Here is a 16,295-nt window from a genome sequence, read left to right on the forward strand (position 1 = left end):
GCTCTTCCGCCCGCGCTATCCCCGCTCCAGCTCCCACAGCGCCGCGAGCCACAGTTCCGGGATCTCGTCGGCGGTGGCGAGGGCCTCGTCGTGCACGACGGTCAGGCAGGCCACGTCGTGCTGGCTCGTCAGCGTCGTCAGGAACCGGATGCCCGCCGCGAGCCCCGAGAAGACCGCCGCACGCCGGGACACCGCGCCCTGGTGGACGAGGGCCGTGCCGAAGTCGACGCTGCTGGCGGGACCGGCGACGACCGCGCCGTTCACCAGCCGCGTGCCGAGCCGGGCGCCGAGCGACCTCGGCGTGGCCGCCAGCAGCAGGCGTACGGCGTCCCGCCGCCGGGTGCGGCGCAGCCGGCCCGTGGCCGCGGTGACGCGGGCCAGGGCGCCGCGCGGGGTCGGCTCGTCGCAGGGCAGCAGCAGGCGGGCGGTCACCATCCGGTTGCCGGGTGCGTGCTCCTCCCCCGGCGCCCGCACCGACATGGGGACCGCGACCGGCAGCGGCGGGTGCGCGGTGCCGGTCTCCTTCATGTGCCACACGTGCACGGCGTGCGACAGGGCGGCGAGGTAGACGTCGTTGACCGTGGCGCCGTTGGCCCGGCCGACGCTCCGCAGCCGCGCGAGGGGGACCTCCGCCTGGCAGGCGCCGGTGCGGGCCCCCGCGGGACCGTCGAAGGCCGGCTTGGCGGGGGGCGTGCCGAACGTTCCGGCCACGTCGCCGAGGGCGTCGGCGAGGCCCCTGACGGTCGGCCGGGTCCTGGGGCGCGCCGCCGGGCCGCCTCGCGCGTGGTCGTCGAGGAGGGCACGCGCGGTGTGGGCGGCGCCGACGCCGTCCTGGAAGGTGTGGTCGGTGCGGTAGCACAGGCTGTGGCCGCCGTCGGGGCCGTGCACCAGCCACACCTCCCAGGGCGGCCGGTCGCCCCCGGCCATGGGCCGGGACAGCATCAGCCGGGCCGCCTCGGCGCCGTCGGCGTCCTCGGGCAGCCATGCCTCGTGGACGTGCCGCTCCACCGCGAGCCGGTCCGTGCGCCGCAGCTCCCCGCGGTCCCGCGCGAGGCGGTAGCGCAACGCCGGGACGCGGTGGGCCCGTTCGGCGACCCGCGCGCGCACGGCGTCCAGCGTGGGCGCCCGGCCGTCGAAGCGGAAGACGAACGCGAGCGGCAGCGGCCTGCCGCCGGTGGCGAGCAGATACGCGAGGTCCGCGGTACCCATGTGCAGGGCGGGCGGCATCCCGCGCCCGATACCGAGGTGGGGTCGCATCGAGGAGCCTTCCTGTCGAGGGAGGGAGTCGGAGGGGGCGGGGAGTCGGAGGGGGCGGGGAGCCGGGCCGGTCCGACAGAGGCGCGGCGCCGCGCACCCCCCGTCGGTGCGCGGCGCCCCGGTGAGTCGTCGTCCACGCCGTCAGCACACCCTGCGAGTGAACCGCCCCAGTATGTCCAGATACGCCTGGAACGGCGGGAGTGCCGGGCCCCGGACCGGCAGGCGTGGTGCGGCCGACCGGTGCCAGGGGAGGGCGTCGGCGGTGTGCTCCCCGAGCAGGGCGCCGGCGACGTACTCGCCGTGGGCCACGGACATCGCGAGCCCGTGGCCGTTGCAGCCGCCGATGTACCAGACGTCGGCCAGGCCGCGGACCGGCCCGACGACCGGGAGGCCGTCCGCGGTCATACCGACGCGGCCGGACCAGCGGTGTGTGACGGGCACGTCGAGCAGCCCCGGGTGCAGCGACCGCGTCCACCGCTCCAGCCAGGCCCAGGCCCGCTCGCGGGAGGCCTGGAGCCGGGGCGCGCCGAGTCCGGCCGGGGCGACGGCGGTTCCGCCGCCCACGACCAGTCCCCCGTCGGGCAGCACCCGGAAGTACGGCGCCAGCGGCATCACGTCGACCAGGGCGTGCCCCGTGCCGCCGCCGAGCGCCTCGTGGGCCTCGCCGCTCAGAGGCGCGGTGGACAGGGCGTACACCTCGATCGGCAGCACTGTGCCGACGGGCAGGTCGAGCCGGCGCGCGGCGGAGTTGACGGCGAGGACGGCCTGCCGGGCGTACAACCGGCCGTGCGGGAAGACCAGTTCGGGCCCCGTCAGGTCGCCGGGGCGGACGGTGCACAGCGGGCTGTCGCCGTAGAACCGCACCCCCTTGGCGGCGCAGGCGCGGGCGAGGGCGCCGGTGAGGGCGGCCGGGTCCAGCGTGGCGGCGGTGCGGTGCAGCAGGCCCGCCGCGTAGGGCACGCCGACGCGGGCCCGGACGGCGGGGCCGGTCAGGGCGGGCACGTCCAGGTCCAGCGTGCGGTACGCGCGGGCCTGCCGGGACAGGGCGACGAGGCCGGTCCGGGAGCGCGTCGCCATGATCTGGGGGCCGGTGCGCAGTCCGCACCGCGCGTCGAGCCGCTCGCACAGGTCGACGACCGCCCGCACGGCGTGCTCGCTGGCCAGGTGCATGCGGCGGGCGTCACGCGGCCCGTGGCGGCGCAGGGCGCGGTCGACGGCGGGTCCGGCGCGGGGGCCGAGCAGGCCGGTGCCGCGCCCGCTGGCACCGGCGGCGGGGCGCTGCGCGTCGATGACGGCGACGTCGAGGCCCGGCGCCCGCTCCGTGAGGTGGTAGGCGCAGGACAGTCCGGCGAGGCCCGCGCCGACCACGGCGACGTCGGCAGTGACCACGCCGTGGAGCTGGGGTACGGGCGGCAGTTCGGACGGTTCCCAGCACGGCGTCCCCGCCGGGGGCCTGGTCATCCGGTGCCGTCCGGGGCGAGTTCGGTGAGGGAGCGGAACCGGCGGTCGTGCCACAGCAGGGGGCGGCCGCCGCCGACGTGCACGGCGGCGAGGCGTCCCACGACCACCTGGTGGTCGCCGTACGGGCGGACGTCCTCCAGCAGGCACACGGACCAGGCGAGCGCCCCGGCGAGCACGGGCACGCCGAGCACCTCCCGCGGTTGCGTGCCGGCGAAGCGCTGGGCGGCGGTGGTCGTCGGGGACGCGAACCGGGCGGCGACGTCGCGCTGTTCCTCGCGAAGCAGGTGCACTCCGAAGGCGCCGTGCGCGCGGATCGCGGCGAGGGTGCGGGAGCCGTCGCGCAGGCAGGCCAGCAGCAGGGGCGGGCGGGCCGACAGGGAGGTGACGGCGGACACCGTCATGCCGAGCGGGCCCGTCGCGCCGCGGGCCGTCACGACGGTCACCCCGGCGGCGAGTTTGGCGTACAGGCCGAGGCAGCGGGCCGCGCCGGGGCCGGGTTCGTCGCCCAGCGGCTCACCGGCCGGGCGGGACCGGCGGGAGGTGCGGACGGCCGGTTCAGCCGCGAGCGGCGGCGGCGTGGTCATCGATCACCTCCGCGCCCACCAGGCCGACGAGGATGCGGGCGATGTTGGTCCGCAGCGTGGACTCGGCCACGGGGTCGAGGATCTCCGCGAGGGTGGGGATGCCGAGGTCGAAGGAGGCGGTGAACTCGACGAGGGTGTCGCCGTCGTCGCGCGGCGTGCAGCGCCACCTGCCCTCGAAGGTCTGGAAGTCGCCGCTGAGCTGCTCGAAGGTGAGGGTGAGGGTGTCGGGTGCGAAGGTGTCGCGCTCGCGCCAGCGCATGAGGCCGCCGCGGAACAGGACGGTCCAGTCGGACACGGCCGAGCCGTCGGGCAGGGTCTCGACGACGACCTCGCGCACGGTGTCGGTGAGTTCGGGGTAGCGGCGGAAGTCGGTGATGCGTCGGTAGACGTCGGCGGGCTGTTGTCCTCGGACGGTCGCGTGCAGGGCCACGTGGCGCATGGTCGTCCCGGTTCCTTTCCGGTCCTTGTGGCTGAGGGGCGTTACGGGGGTTGCGGGTGGGCGGGTGGTCGGGCGTCATCCGGCCATGCGGGCGGCGACGGTGAGCAGCGCCTCGGCGAGCGTGGTGAAGAACAGGTCGAGGGCGCTGTCCTCCAGGACGGCGGGCGGGGTGAGCCGCAGCACCTTCGTGGAGTTGAGGGAGTGGTTCACGAGGACGTCGTGCGCGATGAGCTCCAGGAGGAGTTCGCCCACGGCCCGTTCCTCGGCGAACTCGATGCCGATCAGCAGCCCCCGGCCGCGCACCTCACGGACCAGCCCGCCGAGATGGGGCGCGCAGGTGGCCCGGACGCCGGCGAGGAGGCGGGGGCCGAGGGCAGCGGCGCGGGCGACGGTGTCCTCCCGTTCCATCGTCTCGACGGTGGCGAGGGCGGCGGCGCAGGCGATCGGGGAGGCGCCGAAGGTGGACGTGTGCAGGTAGGGGTCGCGGCTGAAGGGCGCGTACGCCTCCTCGGTCGCGACCATCGCGGCGACCGGCACCACTCCCCCGCTGAGGCCCTTGCCGACGAGGAGGACGTCGGGTCGTACGTCCTCGGCGTCGACGCCCCACCAGGTGCCGAGCCGTCCCAGGCCCGTCTGGATCTCGTCCACGACGAGCAGGGCGCCGAACGCGCGGCACAGCTCGGCCACTTGACGCAGGTAACCGGGCTCCGGGATGCGCACGCCCGCCTCGCCCTGCACCGGTTCCAGCACGACGCAGGCGCGGTCGCGGCGCGTGGACAGGGCCCGTTCCAGGTCCGCCGCGTCGCCGAAGGCCACCTGGGTGACGTCGGGGAGCAGCGGCCGGAACGGCGTCTGGTAGGTGGCGTTGGCGGTGACGCTGAGCGCGCCGAGGGTCTTGCCGTGGAAGCCGCGTCGGGTGGTGACGATCGCGTTGCGGCCGTGGGCGCGGGCGAGTTTGAGGGCGGCCTCGGTCGCCTCCGCGCCGGAGTTGACGAAGTGGACGTAGTCGAGTCCGGGCGGGGTGTGGGCGGCCAGCGCGTGCGCGGCGCGGGCGGCGACCGGCTCCAGGAAGACGCGGCTGGCCAGCGGGTGGGTGTCGATCTGGCGGTGGACGGCCGCGACGACGGCGGGGTGGCGGTGGCCGAGGATGAAGACGCCGTAGCCGCCGAAGTCCAGGAAGCGGCGGCCGTCGTCGGTGTGGATCCAGGGCCCCTCGGAGCGCACCTCGGCCATGCCGCCCATCACCCGGCCCATGACGGCACGGCCGGAGCCGATGTGCCGGAGGTACAGGTCGACGACGTCGGTCTCACCTGCGAGGGGCGGGGACACGGTCACGACGCCACCTCCGAGCGGGCCGGGGAGGCGGCCGGGCGGGCCGGGGAGCCTGCGGGGCCGGACGGGGAGGCGGCGGCCGAGGGTGTGGCCGGGCGGGCGCGGTGCCGGTTGAGGACCCCGGCCCGCTCCTCGGCCCAGCTCTCCAGGTTCCGCAGCAGCGCGGCGCGGATGTCGGCGTGGTCCGGGCGGGTTCCGCAGCCGGGCTCGCCCAGGGAGGAGTCGAGCGGCAGTTCGCGCTGGAAGACCAGCAGCAGCTCGGCGTAGTGCTGGAAGCGCTGCCGCACCGACGCGGGCAGTGCGGTGCCCTCCAGCATGGGCAGCAGCAGCCGGTGCACGGCCTCCACGGGGATCAGCCGGGGCCGGGGCGGCTCGGGCAGACCGTGGCGCACGGCGAACTCGGCGCAGGTGTCGGCGATCTCGCGCAGCCGGATCGCGTGGTCGCCGGCCGTCAGCCAGTACTCGCCGCCGGCCACTCCGCCGCGGACGAGTTCGCCGATGGCCCGGGACACGTAGTCCTGCGGGACCATGTCGATGCGGGCGTCGGGGGCGCCGGGCAGCACCGGGACCTGCCCCAGCACCATGGCGCCGATGGTCTTGGTCAGGCCCTGCTGTCCGGCGATCCGCCCGGTGACGGAGTCGCCCATCACGACCGACGGGCGGACGATGGCGCCGGGCAGCCCCGACTCGCGGAACATCTGCTCCGCCCGGATCTTGGAGTCGAGGTAGGCGGCGGCTCCGGGGAAGCGCCGGCGGTCCTCCTCGCCCGGGACGCTCGCCACGAAGGCGGTGCTGACGAGGTAGACGGGCGCGTCGGCGCGGGCCGCCAGGTCGAGCACGGTCTCGGTGCCGACGGTGTTGGTCCGCCGAATGGTTCCGGGCGCGGTCCGCCAGTTGGTCTCGGCGGCGGAGTGCAGCACGACGTCGACGTCGAGGGCCAGTTCGTACCAGGCGAGCGGGCTCAGGCCGAGGCGGGGCGCGAGCAGGTCGCCCTTGATCTCGCGCACCCGCGGATCGTGCAGCGGGCGGTTGCGGCGCAGGCAGAGCAGGTCGAAGTCGGCCGACAGCTCGTCGATCAGGGCCCGGCCGAGGACACCGGAGCCGCCGGTCAGCAGCAGGGTGGGCCGTCGGCCGCCCGGCCCGGCCTTCGGGGCACCGGGCGACGCGGCGGGGCGCCGGACGGGCAGGACGGGCAGGACGGTGGTGGCTCGCGGCATGTGTGACGGCATGGGTGTGCTTCCCCCAACGGGTCTTGGCGACGCGGGACGGTGAGCCGGCGGGACGCCTCGGGACGGGGCGCCGCACGCCGGCGAGGTGGCGGACGGCCCAGGGGCGTCGGGCGCGGTGGGCAGCGGGAGACGGGCGCGGGGCCGGCGTGGCACGGACGTAGGACGGATGCAGGGCGGACGTGGGACCGATGCAGGGCGGACGTAGGACGGAAACAGGGCCGACGTAGGACGGACGTGAGACCGACGCAGGGCGGACGTAGGACGGATACGGGGCGGGCGGAGGAAGGACGTGGCCGCCGGTGCGGCCGGTCAGGCGATCGTCAGCGGGCCGTCGGCCACGTAGGCCGCGAGCGGTCCCGTCATCCGTGACCGGGACGGCGGGTGCAGGGCGAGGCCGTTGGCGCAGGCGGCGAGGTGGCCGATCTCGTCGGACGCCATGAAGTTGAGCCCGCCGAGCAGTTCGACCGCGCGCGGGACGACGCGGGCGATGGTGTCCTGGACGGCGTAGCGGGCGCACAGCGACTGGGCGAGGGTGGCCTCGCCGAGGTCGCCGTCGTCGATGCGGCGGGCGACGGCCTCCGCCGTGGTGGCCGCGGCCTCGGTCTCGACGTAGAGCCGGGCCCGGTCGTGGTCGGGGATCCGGTCGTTGAGCAGGACGCGTTCCACCAGGGCGCTCGCCGCCCCGAGGTAGCTGCCGGTCATGAGCACCTGGAACCAGATCAGCCCGGCCGTCTGGAGTTCGTCGAGCCGCTGCCCGGCGGGCGCGGACGTGCGCAGCAGCAGCTCCGGCGGCACGAACACGTCGGTGAGCGTGACCTGTTCGCTCTCCGCCCCGGCGAGGAAGGCGCTGGACCAGAAGCCGCTGACGGTCATGCCGTCGCTGCCCGCGGGCACGAGGGCGACGGCGAGTTCCTCGCCCTGTCCGTCCTCGCGCGGCACCAGGACGCTGGCGGTGAGCAGGTCCATGGAACGGGCCAGGCTGCACGGGCGTTTGACGCCGTTGAGCCGCACCCCGTCGCCGTCCGGGGTGGCGGTCATGGTGGGTTCGAGGATGCCGGCGCCGCTGCGGCCCTCGGCGAAGCCGGAGGCGATGAGGCGGCCCGACTCGGCGACGCCCTCGATCAGCATCCACTCCAGGCCGTCGCCGAGCGCGCCGAGACCGACCAGGGTGGCCATGGAGAAGTGGTGCATGGTGGTCCCGACGGCCAGCGACGGGGAGCGGCTGCCGATGGCCCGCTGCACGCGCAGCGCGTCCACGGCCGTCGCGCCCCGCCCCTGGTGGCTGCCGGGGACGAGCAGTCCGGGCCCGCCGCTGTCCCGGAAGAACCCGATGCCGGGGCCGCCGGGCCGCTCCAGGTCCATCAGGGGCGTCTCGCGCAGTGCGGGGTCGAGGTCGGGCAGCAGCTTGGCGAGGGTGGTGCGGTCACGCTCGAGGAATCTCATGGACGTCCTGTCCTCCGGGTGGGGGTGGGGGCGGGAGACGCGGGCGGCGGCCCGCCGGTCATACGGCGTTGGCGGCGCGCAGCAGCCGCCAGACGGCGCCGGCGCGGGGCCGTCCGAGGAAGGCGATGTACTCCGGGAGGACCGTGTGCGGGGCCCACTTCTGCTTGTACTCGAGCTGGGAGGCGGCCGGGTAGATCGCGTCGCCGTGCTCGGCGAGCAGGCGTACGAACCGGGTGAAGGCGCGGCTGGCGCCCGGCAGTTCGTGCTCGTCACCGAGCCCGGTGAAGGGCGTGAACCCGAAGTGCAGCCAGCCCGCGCCGTCGGCGGCGAAGCGTTCCATGACGGTGGCGTTGAGGGCCTCCATCACGCCGGGCGGCGCGTCGGGGTGGCGGCGGCTGAGGTCGTGCAGCCAGCCTGGGCGGCTGCCGTAGACGGGCGAGTAGTTGATGTAGCCGACCGTCCTGCCGTCGACGCGGCCGGCGAAGAGGCGGCGGTGCCGTTGCAGCGGGCCGGTGCGCTGGCCGACCAGGAACCGCAGCTCCTTGACGTGCCGGCCCTTGTCGCGCAGCCAGCGGTCGTCCACGGCGTCGAGTTCGGCGGGGTCGTCGCCGTGCCGGACCTCGGCGACCTCCAGTCCGGCGCGCCGGGCCCGGGAGATCTTGTTGCGCAGCCGGACGAACCGTGAGCCGCGCAGGGTGAATCGGGACAGGTCGACGGCGTACGAGGCGCCGATCTGGTTGACGGTGAATCCGTGCCGCGCGTACAACTCGGCGTCGTCGCGCTGGAGTTGTACGGCGACGAGATGCCGGCCCGCGTGCGCGACGAAGGACGTCAGCAGCTCGGCGCGGTGTTCGGGCGCGGTGAACGGGCCGCCGAACTGCAGGACGTGCCGCCGTCCCGCCCGGCGGTAGGCGCAGGCGCCGTCGAGCCGTTCGTCCCGGAAGAACTCGTTGCCGCTGTTCAGTGCCAGGAACGCGCTCGGGTTGTCGCTGTGCGCGGCGAGGGTGTCAAGCACGGACGGCATTCGTGCCCTCCAGTGAGGTCCGGGCGGACGCGTCGGCCGCCTCGCGGTATTGCCGCTCGAAAGCGCGGTACGCCGCGTGCGTCTCGGGCTCGAACGCGACTCCGAAGGGTTTGAGGGAGTTCCCGAACAGGGCCCGGTCTCCCATGAGATGGACGGGCAGGGCGAGCAGGGCCCATTCGGGTCCGACGAACAGCGCCCAGGCGCCGGCGAGGACACCGGCCGTGACCAGGCTGTGCATCACGTTGTAGGCGACGTAGTAGCCGCGCGCCACGCGCCGCCTCGGGCTGCGCCGGTGGGCGACGGCGCCGGGGATGTAGCCGACGACGTCGATCACCGCGAAGAGGCCCGCGAACACCCACCAGCGGATCTCGGAACGGTGCTGGACGACGAGGACGAGGGAAACGGCGAGAAACGCGAGCCATTCCAGTCGGCTGAGCGCGAAGGTGGTTTTCGTCTCGAATCGGTTCTTGGCGTCCACGGGCGCTCCAGGATTGCAGCGTACGGTCGCTGGGGTCTTCCACTCGTCTTTACGGAGGCGCGGGCCGGGTCCCTAAGAGAGGGAGGTCCCTTCCTGCACGCCTCCTGGCGGACGGCTGCGGTCAGTTGTTCACTTGGGGTTTGCGTGTGCGCCGCGGCGCACCAGTAGGTGTGGCACTGCACACTGGCCGGATCACGTCCCTGGAGGCGCAGCCATGTCAGACCGTCCGCTCCCCGGCCGCCGCAGCCTGCTGCGCGGCTCCCTCGCCGCGTCGGCGGCCCTCACCCTGCCCACCGCGCTGGGCGCGGCCCCGGCGTTCGCCCGGTCCGGCCGGCCCTCGGCGGACTGGGGCGTGCAGACGGGCGACGTGACCGCCAACTCCGGTCTGGTGTGGGTGCGTTCGGACCGCCCCGCCCGCATGGTGGTGGAGACGTCGGCGACCGAGTCGTTCCGCAACCCGCGCAGATGGCACGGCCCGCTGCTGGACGCCGGCACCGACTTCACCGGCACGACCCGGCTCCAGGGGCTGCCGGCCGGCGAGCAGATCCACTACCGGGTGCTGCTCTCGGACCCGGACGACCCGCGCCGCACCGGCGAGCCGGTCACCGGCACGTTCCGCACCGCGTCGGTCCGCCGCCGCGACGGCGTGCGCTTCCTGTGGTCCGGCGACCTGGCCGGGCAGGGCTGGGGCATCAACCCGGAGTTCGGCGGCTACCGCATCTACGAGGCGATGTCCCGCCTCGACCCGGACTTCTTCCTGCTCAGCGGCGACTCCATCTACGCCGACGGCCCGATCTCGGCCACGGCGGCCCTGCCGGACGGCGGCACCTGGCGGAACATCACGACCGAGGAGAAGTCCAAGGTCGCCGAGACCCTCGCCGAGTTCCGCGGCAACTTCCGCTACAACCTGCTCGACGAGCACCTGCGGCGGTTCAACGCGCACGTCCCCACGATCGTCCAGTGGGACGACCACGAGGTGCGCAACAACTGGTACCCGGGCCAGACGGTCCCCGACAGCGACGCACGCTACACCGAGCGGAGCGTGGACGTGCTGACGGGGCGGGCGCTGCGGGCGTTCAGCGAGTACTACCCGGTGTCCACGCTGCGGCCGGGTTCCGACGAGGGCCGGATGTACCGGGTGCTGCGGCAGGGTCCGCTGCTGGACGTGTTCGTGGTGGACATGCGGACGTACCGCAACGCCAACTCGACCGACGACCAGACCGTGGACCCGCAGGGCATCCTCGGCCGCGAGCAACTGGAGTGGCTGAAGCGGGAGCTGGCGCGGTCGCGGGCGGTGTGGAAGGTGATCGCCGCCGACATGCCGATCGGCCTGGTGGTGCCGGACGGCGGCGAGGGCAGGAAGCACTTCGAGGCGGTCGCTCAGGGCGACCCGGGCGCGCCGCTCGGCCGTGAGCTGCAGATCGCGGAGCTGCTGCGGTTCGTCAAGCACCGGCGGATCACCGGCACGGTGTGGCTGACGGCCGACGTGCACCACACCTCGGCGCAGCACTACCAGCCGTCGCGGGCCGCGTTCACCGACTTCGAGCCGTTCTGGGAGTTCGTGTCGGGGCCGCTGAACGCGGGTGCCTTCCCGGCGAGCGCGCTGGACGGCACGTTCGGTCCGGAGCGCGTGTTCGTGAAGGCGCCGACCGCCTCGAACGTGTCGCCCTCGGGCGGCTACCAGTTCTTCGGCGAGGTCGACATCGACGGCGACAGCGGGGAGATGACGGTGCGGCTGCGCGAGCAGGACGGCACGGTGCTGTTCACCAAGGTGCTCCAGCCCGGTCTGGTCGGGCAGTGAACGCCCGTCCGTGACTCCCGCCAAAGATCCGCAAAAGATCGGCAAAGGGGACAGAAGCAGGCTTTACCCGTCGGTCACAGGGCGTTCGTGATCACGCAACACCGTTCCTTCACAGTGGTTGCATGAATCGAGACACAGCTCTGCTGCTGATGCCCCTGGTCCTCCTCGCCGCCACGGCCGCGTTCCACACGTGGTGGGCACGCCGCCGCGGTCACGCACCGCCGGCGCACGATACCGGTGCCCGGCCGCTGCCCACCGAGCAGCAGGCCGGGCCGTCCGGGACGTCGCGGCAGGAGCCGGGCACCGCCACCGGTGAGACCACGCTGTGGCGGATGCGGACGACGGTGAAGGACGAGCCGGGATCGCTCGCCGCGCTGTGCGGGGCCCTCGCGGAGCACCGCGTCGACATCCTCAGCCTGCAGACGCATCCGCTGGCCGACGGCACCGTGGACGAGTTCCTGCTGCGCGCCCCGGCCGAGCTGGCGGCCGCCGACATGGCGCGGGCGGTGTCCTCGGCGGGCGGCGCCGACACCTGGCTGGAGCGGGCCGACGCGCACGACCTCGTGGACGCCCCGACCCGCGTCCTCGGCCTCGCTACCCGCACGGCACTGGACGCCGCCGAACTTCCCCTCGCCTTGCGGCAGTTGCTGGGCCGTTGCACCATCCGCCAACTGCCCGCCAGGCCGGTCGGCGGCGGTCCGGCGCCGGACGGCGTGCCGGTGGAGGGCGCCCTGGAGGACACCGTGATGCGGCTGCGCGCCCCGGAGGGCGGCACGATCACCGTGGAGCGGGCGTATCTGCCCTTCACTCCCACCGAGTTCGCGCGGGCGCGCGCCCTGGTGGAGCTGGACTCCCGGCTCGGTCCGCGGGTGCCGGGCAGCCAGGACGTGCTGACGCTGCCCGAGGGCAACGACATCACGGTGCGCCGCGCCGACCAGGGCGATCTGGAGGCCGCGAAGGAGATGCACGAGCGGTGCTCCCCGCGGACGCTGTCGATGCGCTACCACGGGCCGGTCGGTGACGCGGACCGCTACCTCGGCCACCTGCTCAGCCCGCGCTTCGGGCGCACGCTCGCCGTGCAGACCGCGTCGGGGCGGATCGTCGGCCTCGGGCACCTGCTGTGGGACGGCGACGAGACGGAGGTCGCGCTGCTCGTCGAGGACGGCTGGCAGCGGCGCGGCATCGGCGGCGAACTCCTCGGCCGGCTGGTGGCGATGGCCGCCGAGGCGGGCTGCGAGAGCGTGTACGCCGTCACGCAGTCGTCCAACACCGGCATGGTCGCCGCGATGCGCGGCCTCGGCCTGCCCCTCGACTACCAGATCGAGGAGGGCACCCTCGTCATCACCGCCCGCCTGGAGGCGGCGCCGCTCGCCTCGCGGCTGCCGCACGAGCAGCAGGGCCGGCGGACCGCACACCGCGACTGAACCGCCGTAGGGCGAGGGACGCTACTGAACCGCCGCACGGCGAAGGACACGACTGCACCGCCGCACGGCACGGGACGCGGCCGAACCGCCGTACGGCGTGAGAATCGAGCGGCCCGGCGGGATTCCCGTCGGGCCGCTCACCCGTTCGGGGCGGCGCGCCTGTCCCGGCGCCCCGCCCCGTCCCCCGGCTCCGTCGGCTCAGTCGTTGGCCAGCGCCGCGTGCAGCGTCGTCGGGCCGGCCGGCTCGCCCAGCGCCCCGTCGAGGTCGGCCCACAGGTCGTCGACGTCCTCCAGGCCCACCGACATCCGCAGCAGCCGGTCGCTGACCCCGGCGCCGCGGCGGTCGTCGGCGTCCACGATGCGGTGGCTGATGGACGCCGGGTGCTGGATCAGCGTGTCGACGCTGCCCAGGCTGACGGCCGGCGTGATCAGCCGGACGCCCGCGATGACCTCGTGCGGGTCGCCGTGCACCTCGAAGGAGACCATCGCGCCGCCGATCCGCGGATAGTGCACGCGGGCCACGCGCGGGTCGGCGGCGAGCCGCCCGGCGAGTTCGGCGGCGTTGGCGGACGCGGCCCGCACCCGGACCGGCAGCGTCGACAGACCGCGCAGCAGCAGGTAGCCGGCCAGCGGGTGCAGCACGCCGCCGGTCGCGAACCGGACCTGCCGCAGCCGCCCGGCGAACTCCTCGTCGCAGGCGACCACGCCGGCCATCACGTCGCCGTGGCCGCCGAGGTACTTGGTGGCGCTGTGCAGCACCAGCCGCGCGCCCTGCTCGGCGGGCCGCTGGAGGACGGGCGTGGCGAACGTGTTGTCCACGAGCAGCGGCACGGAGCCGCACGCGTGGGCGACGGCCCGCAGGTCGACCTCGGCGAGCGTCGGGTTGGCCGGCGACTCGACCAGCACCAGACCGGTGTCGGGGCGCAGCGCGTCCCCGATGCCCGCGGGGTCGGTCCAGGTGACCTCGGAGCCGAGCAGCCCGGCGGTCAGCAGGTGGTCGCTGCACCCGTACAGGGGCCGTACGGCGACGACGTGCCGCAGCCCCATCGCGCTCCGCACGAGGAGTACGGCGCTGAGCGCGGCCATCCCGCTGGCGAAGGCGACCGCCGCCTCGGTGCCCTCCAGCCGGGCGAGGGCGGTCTCGAAGCGGGCGACGGTCGGGTTGCCGAGCCGCGCGTAGACGGGCGGGCCGTCCGGGTCGGCGCCGCTCTCGGCGAACGCGTCGATGCGGGCGGCCTCGCCACGGCTGTCGTACGAGGGGTAGGTGGTGGACAGGTCGATCGGCGGGGCGTGCAGTCCCTGCCGGGCGAGATCGTCGCGGCCGGCGTGCACGGCCTCGGTGGCCAGTGCTCTCGATGCGGTGGGCGTGTCCATGAGCGGAAGAGTGAACGACGGCCGGGTCACCGGGGTGAGACTCCGTGCTACGTTCGGCCAATGTCCGAATCTGTCGTACTGGATCCGGTCGATCTTCATCTGCTGCGGCTGTTGCAGAACGACGCCCGGACCACCTACCGCGATCTCGCCACCCAGGTCGGTGTCGCGCCGTCGACCTGCCTGGACCGGGTGGCGCGGCTGCGGCGGGCCGGGGTGATCCTCGGCCACCGGCTGCGGCTGGACCCGGCCAAGCTCGGGCGCGGCCTGGAGGCGCTGCTGTCGGTGCAGGTCAGACCGCATCGGCGGGAGCTGGTCGGCCCGTTCGTGGACCGGATCCGAGCCCTCGCGGAGTCGCGGACCGTGTACCACCTGACCGGCCCCGACGACTATCTCGTCCATGTCGCGGTCGCCGACATGGCCGATCTTCAGCGGCTCGTTCTGGACGAGTTCACCTCGCGCCGCGAGGTGGCCCGGGTGGAGACGCGGCTGATCTTCCAGCAGTGGGAGTGCGGGCCGCTGCTGCCGCCTTCGCCCTCGGCTCAAACCGAGTGACGTGCGGCGCCGGCCGTATGAGGATGGGCGGCATGCCTGACACCAACAGCCCGCTGCCCCGCGAGGTCGCCGACCGTTATGTCGACGACCTCATCGCCCTCGACCCGGTCACCGGTACCTACCTCGGCGTGAAGGAGAGTTCGCGCAGGCTGCCCGACCTGTCGCCCGCCGGTCAGGAGGCCGTCGCGGACCTTGCGCGGGCCACGCTGGCGCGGCTCGACGAGGCGGAGCGCCGGCCCGGTGCGGACAGCGACATCGAGCGCCGGTGCGCCCGGCTGCTGCGCGAGCGGCTGACCGCCGAACTCGCCGTGCACGAGGCCGAGGAGGGCCTGCGCGCGGTCGGCAACCTGGGCACGGTGGCGCACTCGGTGCGCGAGGTGTTCTCGGTGACACCGAACGACACCGAGGAGGACTGGGCGGCGATCGCGGAGCGGCTGCGCGCGGTGCCCGCCGCGCTCCAGGGCCACCGCGAGTCGCTCGCGCTCGGTCTGGAACGCAAGCTGTACGCGGCTCCGCGGCCCACGGCCACGTTCATCGGCCAGCTCACCGAGTGGGCCGACACGGGTGAGGGCCGGGGCTGGTTCGAGGACTTCGCCGCGGACGGCCCCGAGACGCTGCGCGCCGAGCTGGACGAGGCGGCCCGGGGCGCGACCGCGGCCGTGGTGGAGCTGCGGGACTGGATGCGGGACGTGTACGCGCCGGCCGTGCAGGGCGCGCCGAACACGGTGGGCCGCGAGCGGTACGCCCGCTGGGCGCGCTACTACAACGGCACGGACCTCGACCTGGACGAGGCGTACGCCTACGGCTGGGCCGAGTTCCATCGCATCCTCGGCGAGATGAAGCAGGAGGCCGAGAAGATCCTGCCGGGCGCGGCGACGCCGTGGGAGGCGCTGGCGCACCTGGACGAGCACGGCCGGCACATCGAGGGCGTCGACGAGGTCCGCGCCTGGCTCCAGGGGCTGATGGACGAGGCGATCGAGAAGCTCGACGGCACGCACTTCGAACTGGCCGAGCCGGTACGGAAGGTGGAGTCGTGCATCGCGCCGCCCGGCAGCGCCGCCGCCCCGTACTACACGAACCCGTCGGAGGACTTCTCCCGGCCGGGCCGCACCTGGCTGCCGACGATGGGCGCGACCCGCTTCCCCGTCTACGACCTGGTGTCGACGTGGTACCACGAGGGCGTGCCGGGCCACCACCTGCAGCTCGCGCAGTGGACGTACGTCGCGAAGAACCTGTCCCGCTACCAGGCCACGGCCGGCATGGTCAGCGCCAACGCGGAGGGCTGGGCGCTGTACGCCGAGCGCCTGATGGACGAGCTGGGCTTCCTCACGGACGCGGAACAGCGGCTCGGCTACCTGGACGCGCAGATGATGCGGGCCGCGCGGGTCGTCGTGGACATCGGCATGCACCTGGAGCTGGAGATCCCGGCGGACTCGCCGTTCCACCCGGGTGAGCGGTGGACGCCGGAGCTGGCCGAGGAGTTCTTCGGCGCGCACAGCAGCCGTCCGGCGGACTTCGTGGAGAGCGAGCTGACCCGCTACCTGACCATTCCCGGCCAGGCGATCGGCTACAAGCTGGGTGAGCGGGCCTGGCTGCTGGGCCGGGAGAACGCCCGCAAGCGGCACGGCGACGCCTTCGACCTGAAGGCCTGGCACATGGCGGCCCTGTCTCAGGGTTCGCTGGGCCTGGACGACCTGGTGGACGAGTTGTCCCGCCTGTGAGCACGGCGGGGCGGCCGGCCGCTCCCGGCACCGGCCGTCCGCCCCGCGTCACGGGCACGCGCCCCCGCGTCTCGGGCACGCCGTCCCTCGTCACGCGTCACGCGTGCTCAGCGGCGGCATTCCGCCTCGTCCAGTCCTCCGGACACGGCCTCGCAGCACTCCCGCGCTGCCTCGTG

At 74.4% G+C, this 16,295-nt stretch carries 14 protein-coding genes; 4 read left to right on the forward strand and 10 right to left on the reverse strand.

Annotation, left to right across the window (positions count from 1 at the left end; genetic code table 11):
• Positions 1-15: 15 nt before the first annotated feature.
• The 9 genes from ACZ7D7_RS29930 to ACZ7D7_RS29970 form a co-directional block, all read right to left on the reverse strand.
• The gene (locus ACZ7D7_RS29930) at positions 16-1,257 is read right to left on the reverse strand and encodes a wax ester/triacylglycerol synthase domain-containing protein (protein WP_470828357.1); all 1,242 of its coding nucleotides are present in this window, start codon (positions 1,255-1,257) and stop codon (positions 16-18) included.
• A gap of 141 nt (positions 1,258-1,398) precedes the next feature.
• The gene (locus ACZ7D7_RS29935) at positions 1,399-2,718 is read right to left on the reverse strand and encodes an NAD(P)/FAD-dependent oxidoreductase (RefSeq protein WP_470828358.1); all 1,320 of its coding nucleotides are present in this window, start codon (positions 2,716-2,718) and stop codon (positions 1,399-1,401) included.
• Positions 2,715-3,302 (reverse strand): flavin reductase family protein, encoded by a 588-nt coding sequence (locus tag ACZ7D7_RS29940; protein ID WP_470828359.1) that lies wholly within the window; start codon positions 3,300-3,302, stop codon positions 2,715-2,717. Before ACZ7D7_RS29940 ends, ACZ7D7_RS29935 begins: the two co-directional genes overlap by 4 nt.
• Entirely contained in the window at positions 3,274-3,741 is a 468-nt protein-coding gene (locus ACZ7D7_RS29945; protein WP_470828360.1) for a type II toxin-antitoxin system RatA family toxin, read from the reverse strand. The genes ACZ7D7_RS29940 and ACZ7D7_RS29945 overlap by 29 nt, the downstream gene beginning before the upstream one ends.
• 75 nt (positions 3,742-3,816) lie before the next feature.
• Entirely contained in the window at positions 3,817-5,076 is a 1,260-nt protein-coding gene (locus tag ACZ7D7_RS29950; RefSeq protein ID WP_470828361.1) for an aspartate aminotransferase family protein, read from the reverse strand.
• A complete protein-coding gene (locus ACZ7D7_RS29955; protein WP_470828362.1) occupies positions 5,073-6,290 on the reverse strand; it encodes an SDR family oxidoreductase in 1,218 nt (405 codons plus the stop codon). Before ACZ7D7_RS29955 ends, ACZ7D7_RS29950 begins: the two co-directional genes overlap by 4 nt.
• A 321-nt stretch (positions 6,291-6,611) precedes the next feature.
• On the reverse strand, positions 6,612-7,745 hold the full coding sequence (locus tag ACZ7D7_RS29960; protein ID WP_470828363.1) for an acyl-CoA dehydrogenase family protein: 1,134 nt from the start codon (positions 7,743-7,745) through the stop codon (positions 6,612-6,614).
• A gap of 58 nt (positions 7,746-7,803) precedes the next feature.
• Positions 7,804-8,769 (reverse strand): bifunctional lysylphosphatidylglycerol flippase/synthetase MprF, encoded by a 966-nt coding sequence (locus tag ACZ7D7_RS29965; protein WP_470828364.1) that lies wholly within the window; start codon positions 8,767-8,769, stop codon positions 7,804-7,806.
• A complete protein-coding gene (locus ACZ7D7_RS29970; protein WP_470828365.1) occupies positions 8,753-9,247 on the reverse strand; it encodes a hypothetical protein in 495 nt (164 codons plus the stop codon). The genes ACZ7D7_RS29965 and ACZ7D7_RS29970 overlap by 17 nt, the downstream gene beginning before the upstream one ends.
• A gap of 214 nt (positions 9,248-9,461) precedes the next feature.
• Here ACZ7D7_RS29970 and ACZ7D7_RS29975 point away from each other — a divergent pair, with 214 nt between their 5' ends.
• On the forward strand, positions 9,462-11,048 hold the full coding sequence (locus ACZ7D7_RS29975; protein ID WP_470828366.1) for an alkaline phosphatase D family protein: 1,587 nt from the start codon (positions 9,462-9,464) through the stop codon (positions 11,046-11,048).
• 122 nt (positions 11,049-11,170) lie between these two features.
• Entirely contained in the window at positions 11,171-12,472 is a 1,302-nt protein-coding gene (locus tag ACZ7D7_RS29980; RefSeq protein ID WP_470828368.1) for a GNAT family N-acetyltransferase, read from the forward strand.
• 198 nt (positions 12,473-12,670) lie between these two features.
• Here the strand turns inward: ACZ7D7_RS29980 and ACZ7D7_RS29985 are convergent, their stop codons facing one another.
• The gene (locus ACZ7D7_RS29985) at positions 12,671-13,846 is read right to left on the reverse strand and encodes a trans-sulfuration enzyme family protein (RefSeq protein ID WP_470828370.1); all 1,176 of its coding nucleotides are present in this window, start codon (positions 13,844-13,846) and stop codon (positions 12,671-12,673) included.
• 60 nt (positions 13,847-13,906) lie between these two features.
• Here ACZ7D7_RS29985 and ACZ7D7_RS29990 point away from each other — a divergent pair, with 60 nt between their 5' ends.
• The gene (locus tag ACZ7D7_RS29990) at positions 13,907-14,398 is read left to right on the forward strand and encodes an Lrp/AsnC family transcriptional regulator (protein WP_470828371.1); all 492 of its coding nucleotides are present in this window, start codon (positions 13,907-13,909) and stop codon (positions 14,396-14,398) included.
• Positions 14,399-14,430: 32 nt separating this feature from the next.
• Positions 14,431-16,119 carry a DUF885 domain-containing protein gene (locus tag ACZ7D7_RS29995; protein WP_470828373.1) on the forward strand — a complete coding sequence of 563 codons (1,689 nt, stop codon included), beginning with the start codon at positions 14,431-14,433 and terminating at the stop codon, positions 16,117-16,119.
• The last annotated feature ends 176 nt before the right edge of the window (positions 16,120-16,295 follow it).

The organism is Streptomyces sp. NPDC037054 (assembly GCF_055606745.1).

Excerpts from the sequence above, each read along its gene's own strand:
- ACZ7D7_RS29930 (WP_470828357.1), bottom strand. The coding sequence starts at position 1,257 with ATGCGACCCCACCTCGGTATCGGGCGCGGGATGCCGCCCGCCCTGCAC.
- ACZ7D7_RS29935 (WP_470828358.1), bottom strand. The coding sequence starts at position 2,718 with ATGACCAGGCCCCCGGCGGGGACGCCGTGCTGGGAACCGTCCGAACTG.
- ACZ7D7_RS29940 (WP_470828359.1), bottom strand. The coding sequence starts at position 3,302 with ATGACCACGCCGCCGCCGCTCGCGGCTGAACCGGCCGTCCGCACCTCC.
- ACZ7D7_RS29945 (WP_470828360.1), bottom strand. The coding sequence starts at position 3,741 with ATGCGCCACGTGGCCCTGCACGCGACCGTCCGAGGACAACAGCCCGCC.
- ACZ7D7_RS29955 (WP_470828362.1), bottom strand. The coding sequence starts at position 6,290 with ATGCCGCGAGCCACCACCGTCCTGCCCGTCCTGCCCGTCCGGCGCCCC.
- ACZ7D7_RS29960 (WP_470828363.1), bottom strand. The coding sequence starts at position 7,745 with ATGAGATTCCTCGAGCGTGACCGCACCACCCTCGCCAAGCTGCTGCCC.
- ACZ7D7_RS29965 (WP_470828364.1), bottom strand. The coding sequence starts at position 8,769 with ATGCCGTCCGTGCTTGACACCCTCGCCGCGCACAGCGACAACCCGAGC.
- ACZ7D7_RS29975 (WP_470828366.1), top strand. The coding sequence starts at position 9,462 with ATGTCAGACCGTCCGCTCCCCGGCCGCCGCAGCCTGCTGCGCGGCTCC.
- ACZ7D7_RS29980 (WP_470828368.1), top strand. The coding sequence starts at position 11,171 with ATGAATCGAGACACAGCTCTGCTGCTGATGCCCCTGGTCCTCCTCGCC.
- ACZ7D7_RS29985 (WP_470828370.1), bottom strand. The coding sequence starts at position 13,846 with ATGGACACGCCCACCGCATCGAGAGCACTGGCCACCGAGGCCGTGCAC.
- ACZ7D7_RS29990 (WP_470828371.1), top strand. The coding sequence starts at position 13,907 with ATGTCCGAATCTGTCGTACTGGATCCGGTCGATCTTCATCTGCTGCGG.
- ACZ7D7_RS29995 (WP_470828373.1), top strand. The coding sequence starts at position 14,431 with ATGCCTGACACCAACAGCCCGCTGCCCCGCGAGGTCGCCGACCGTTAT.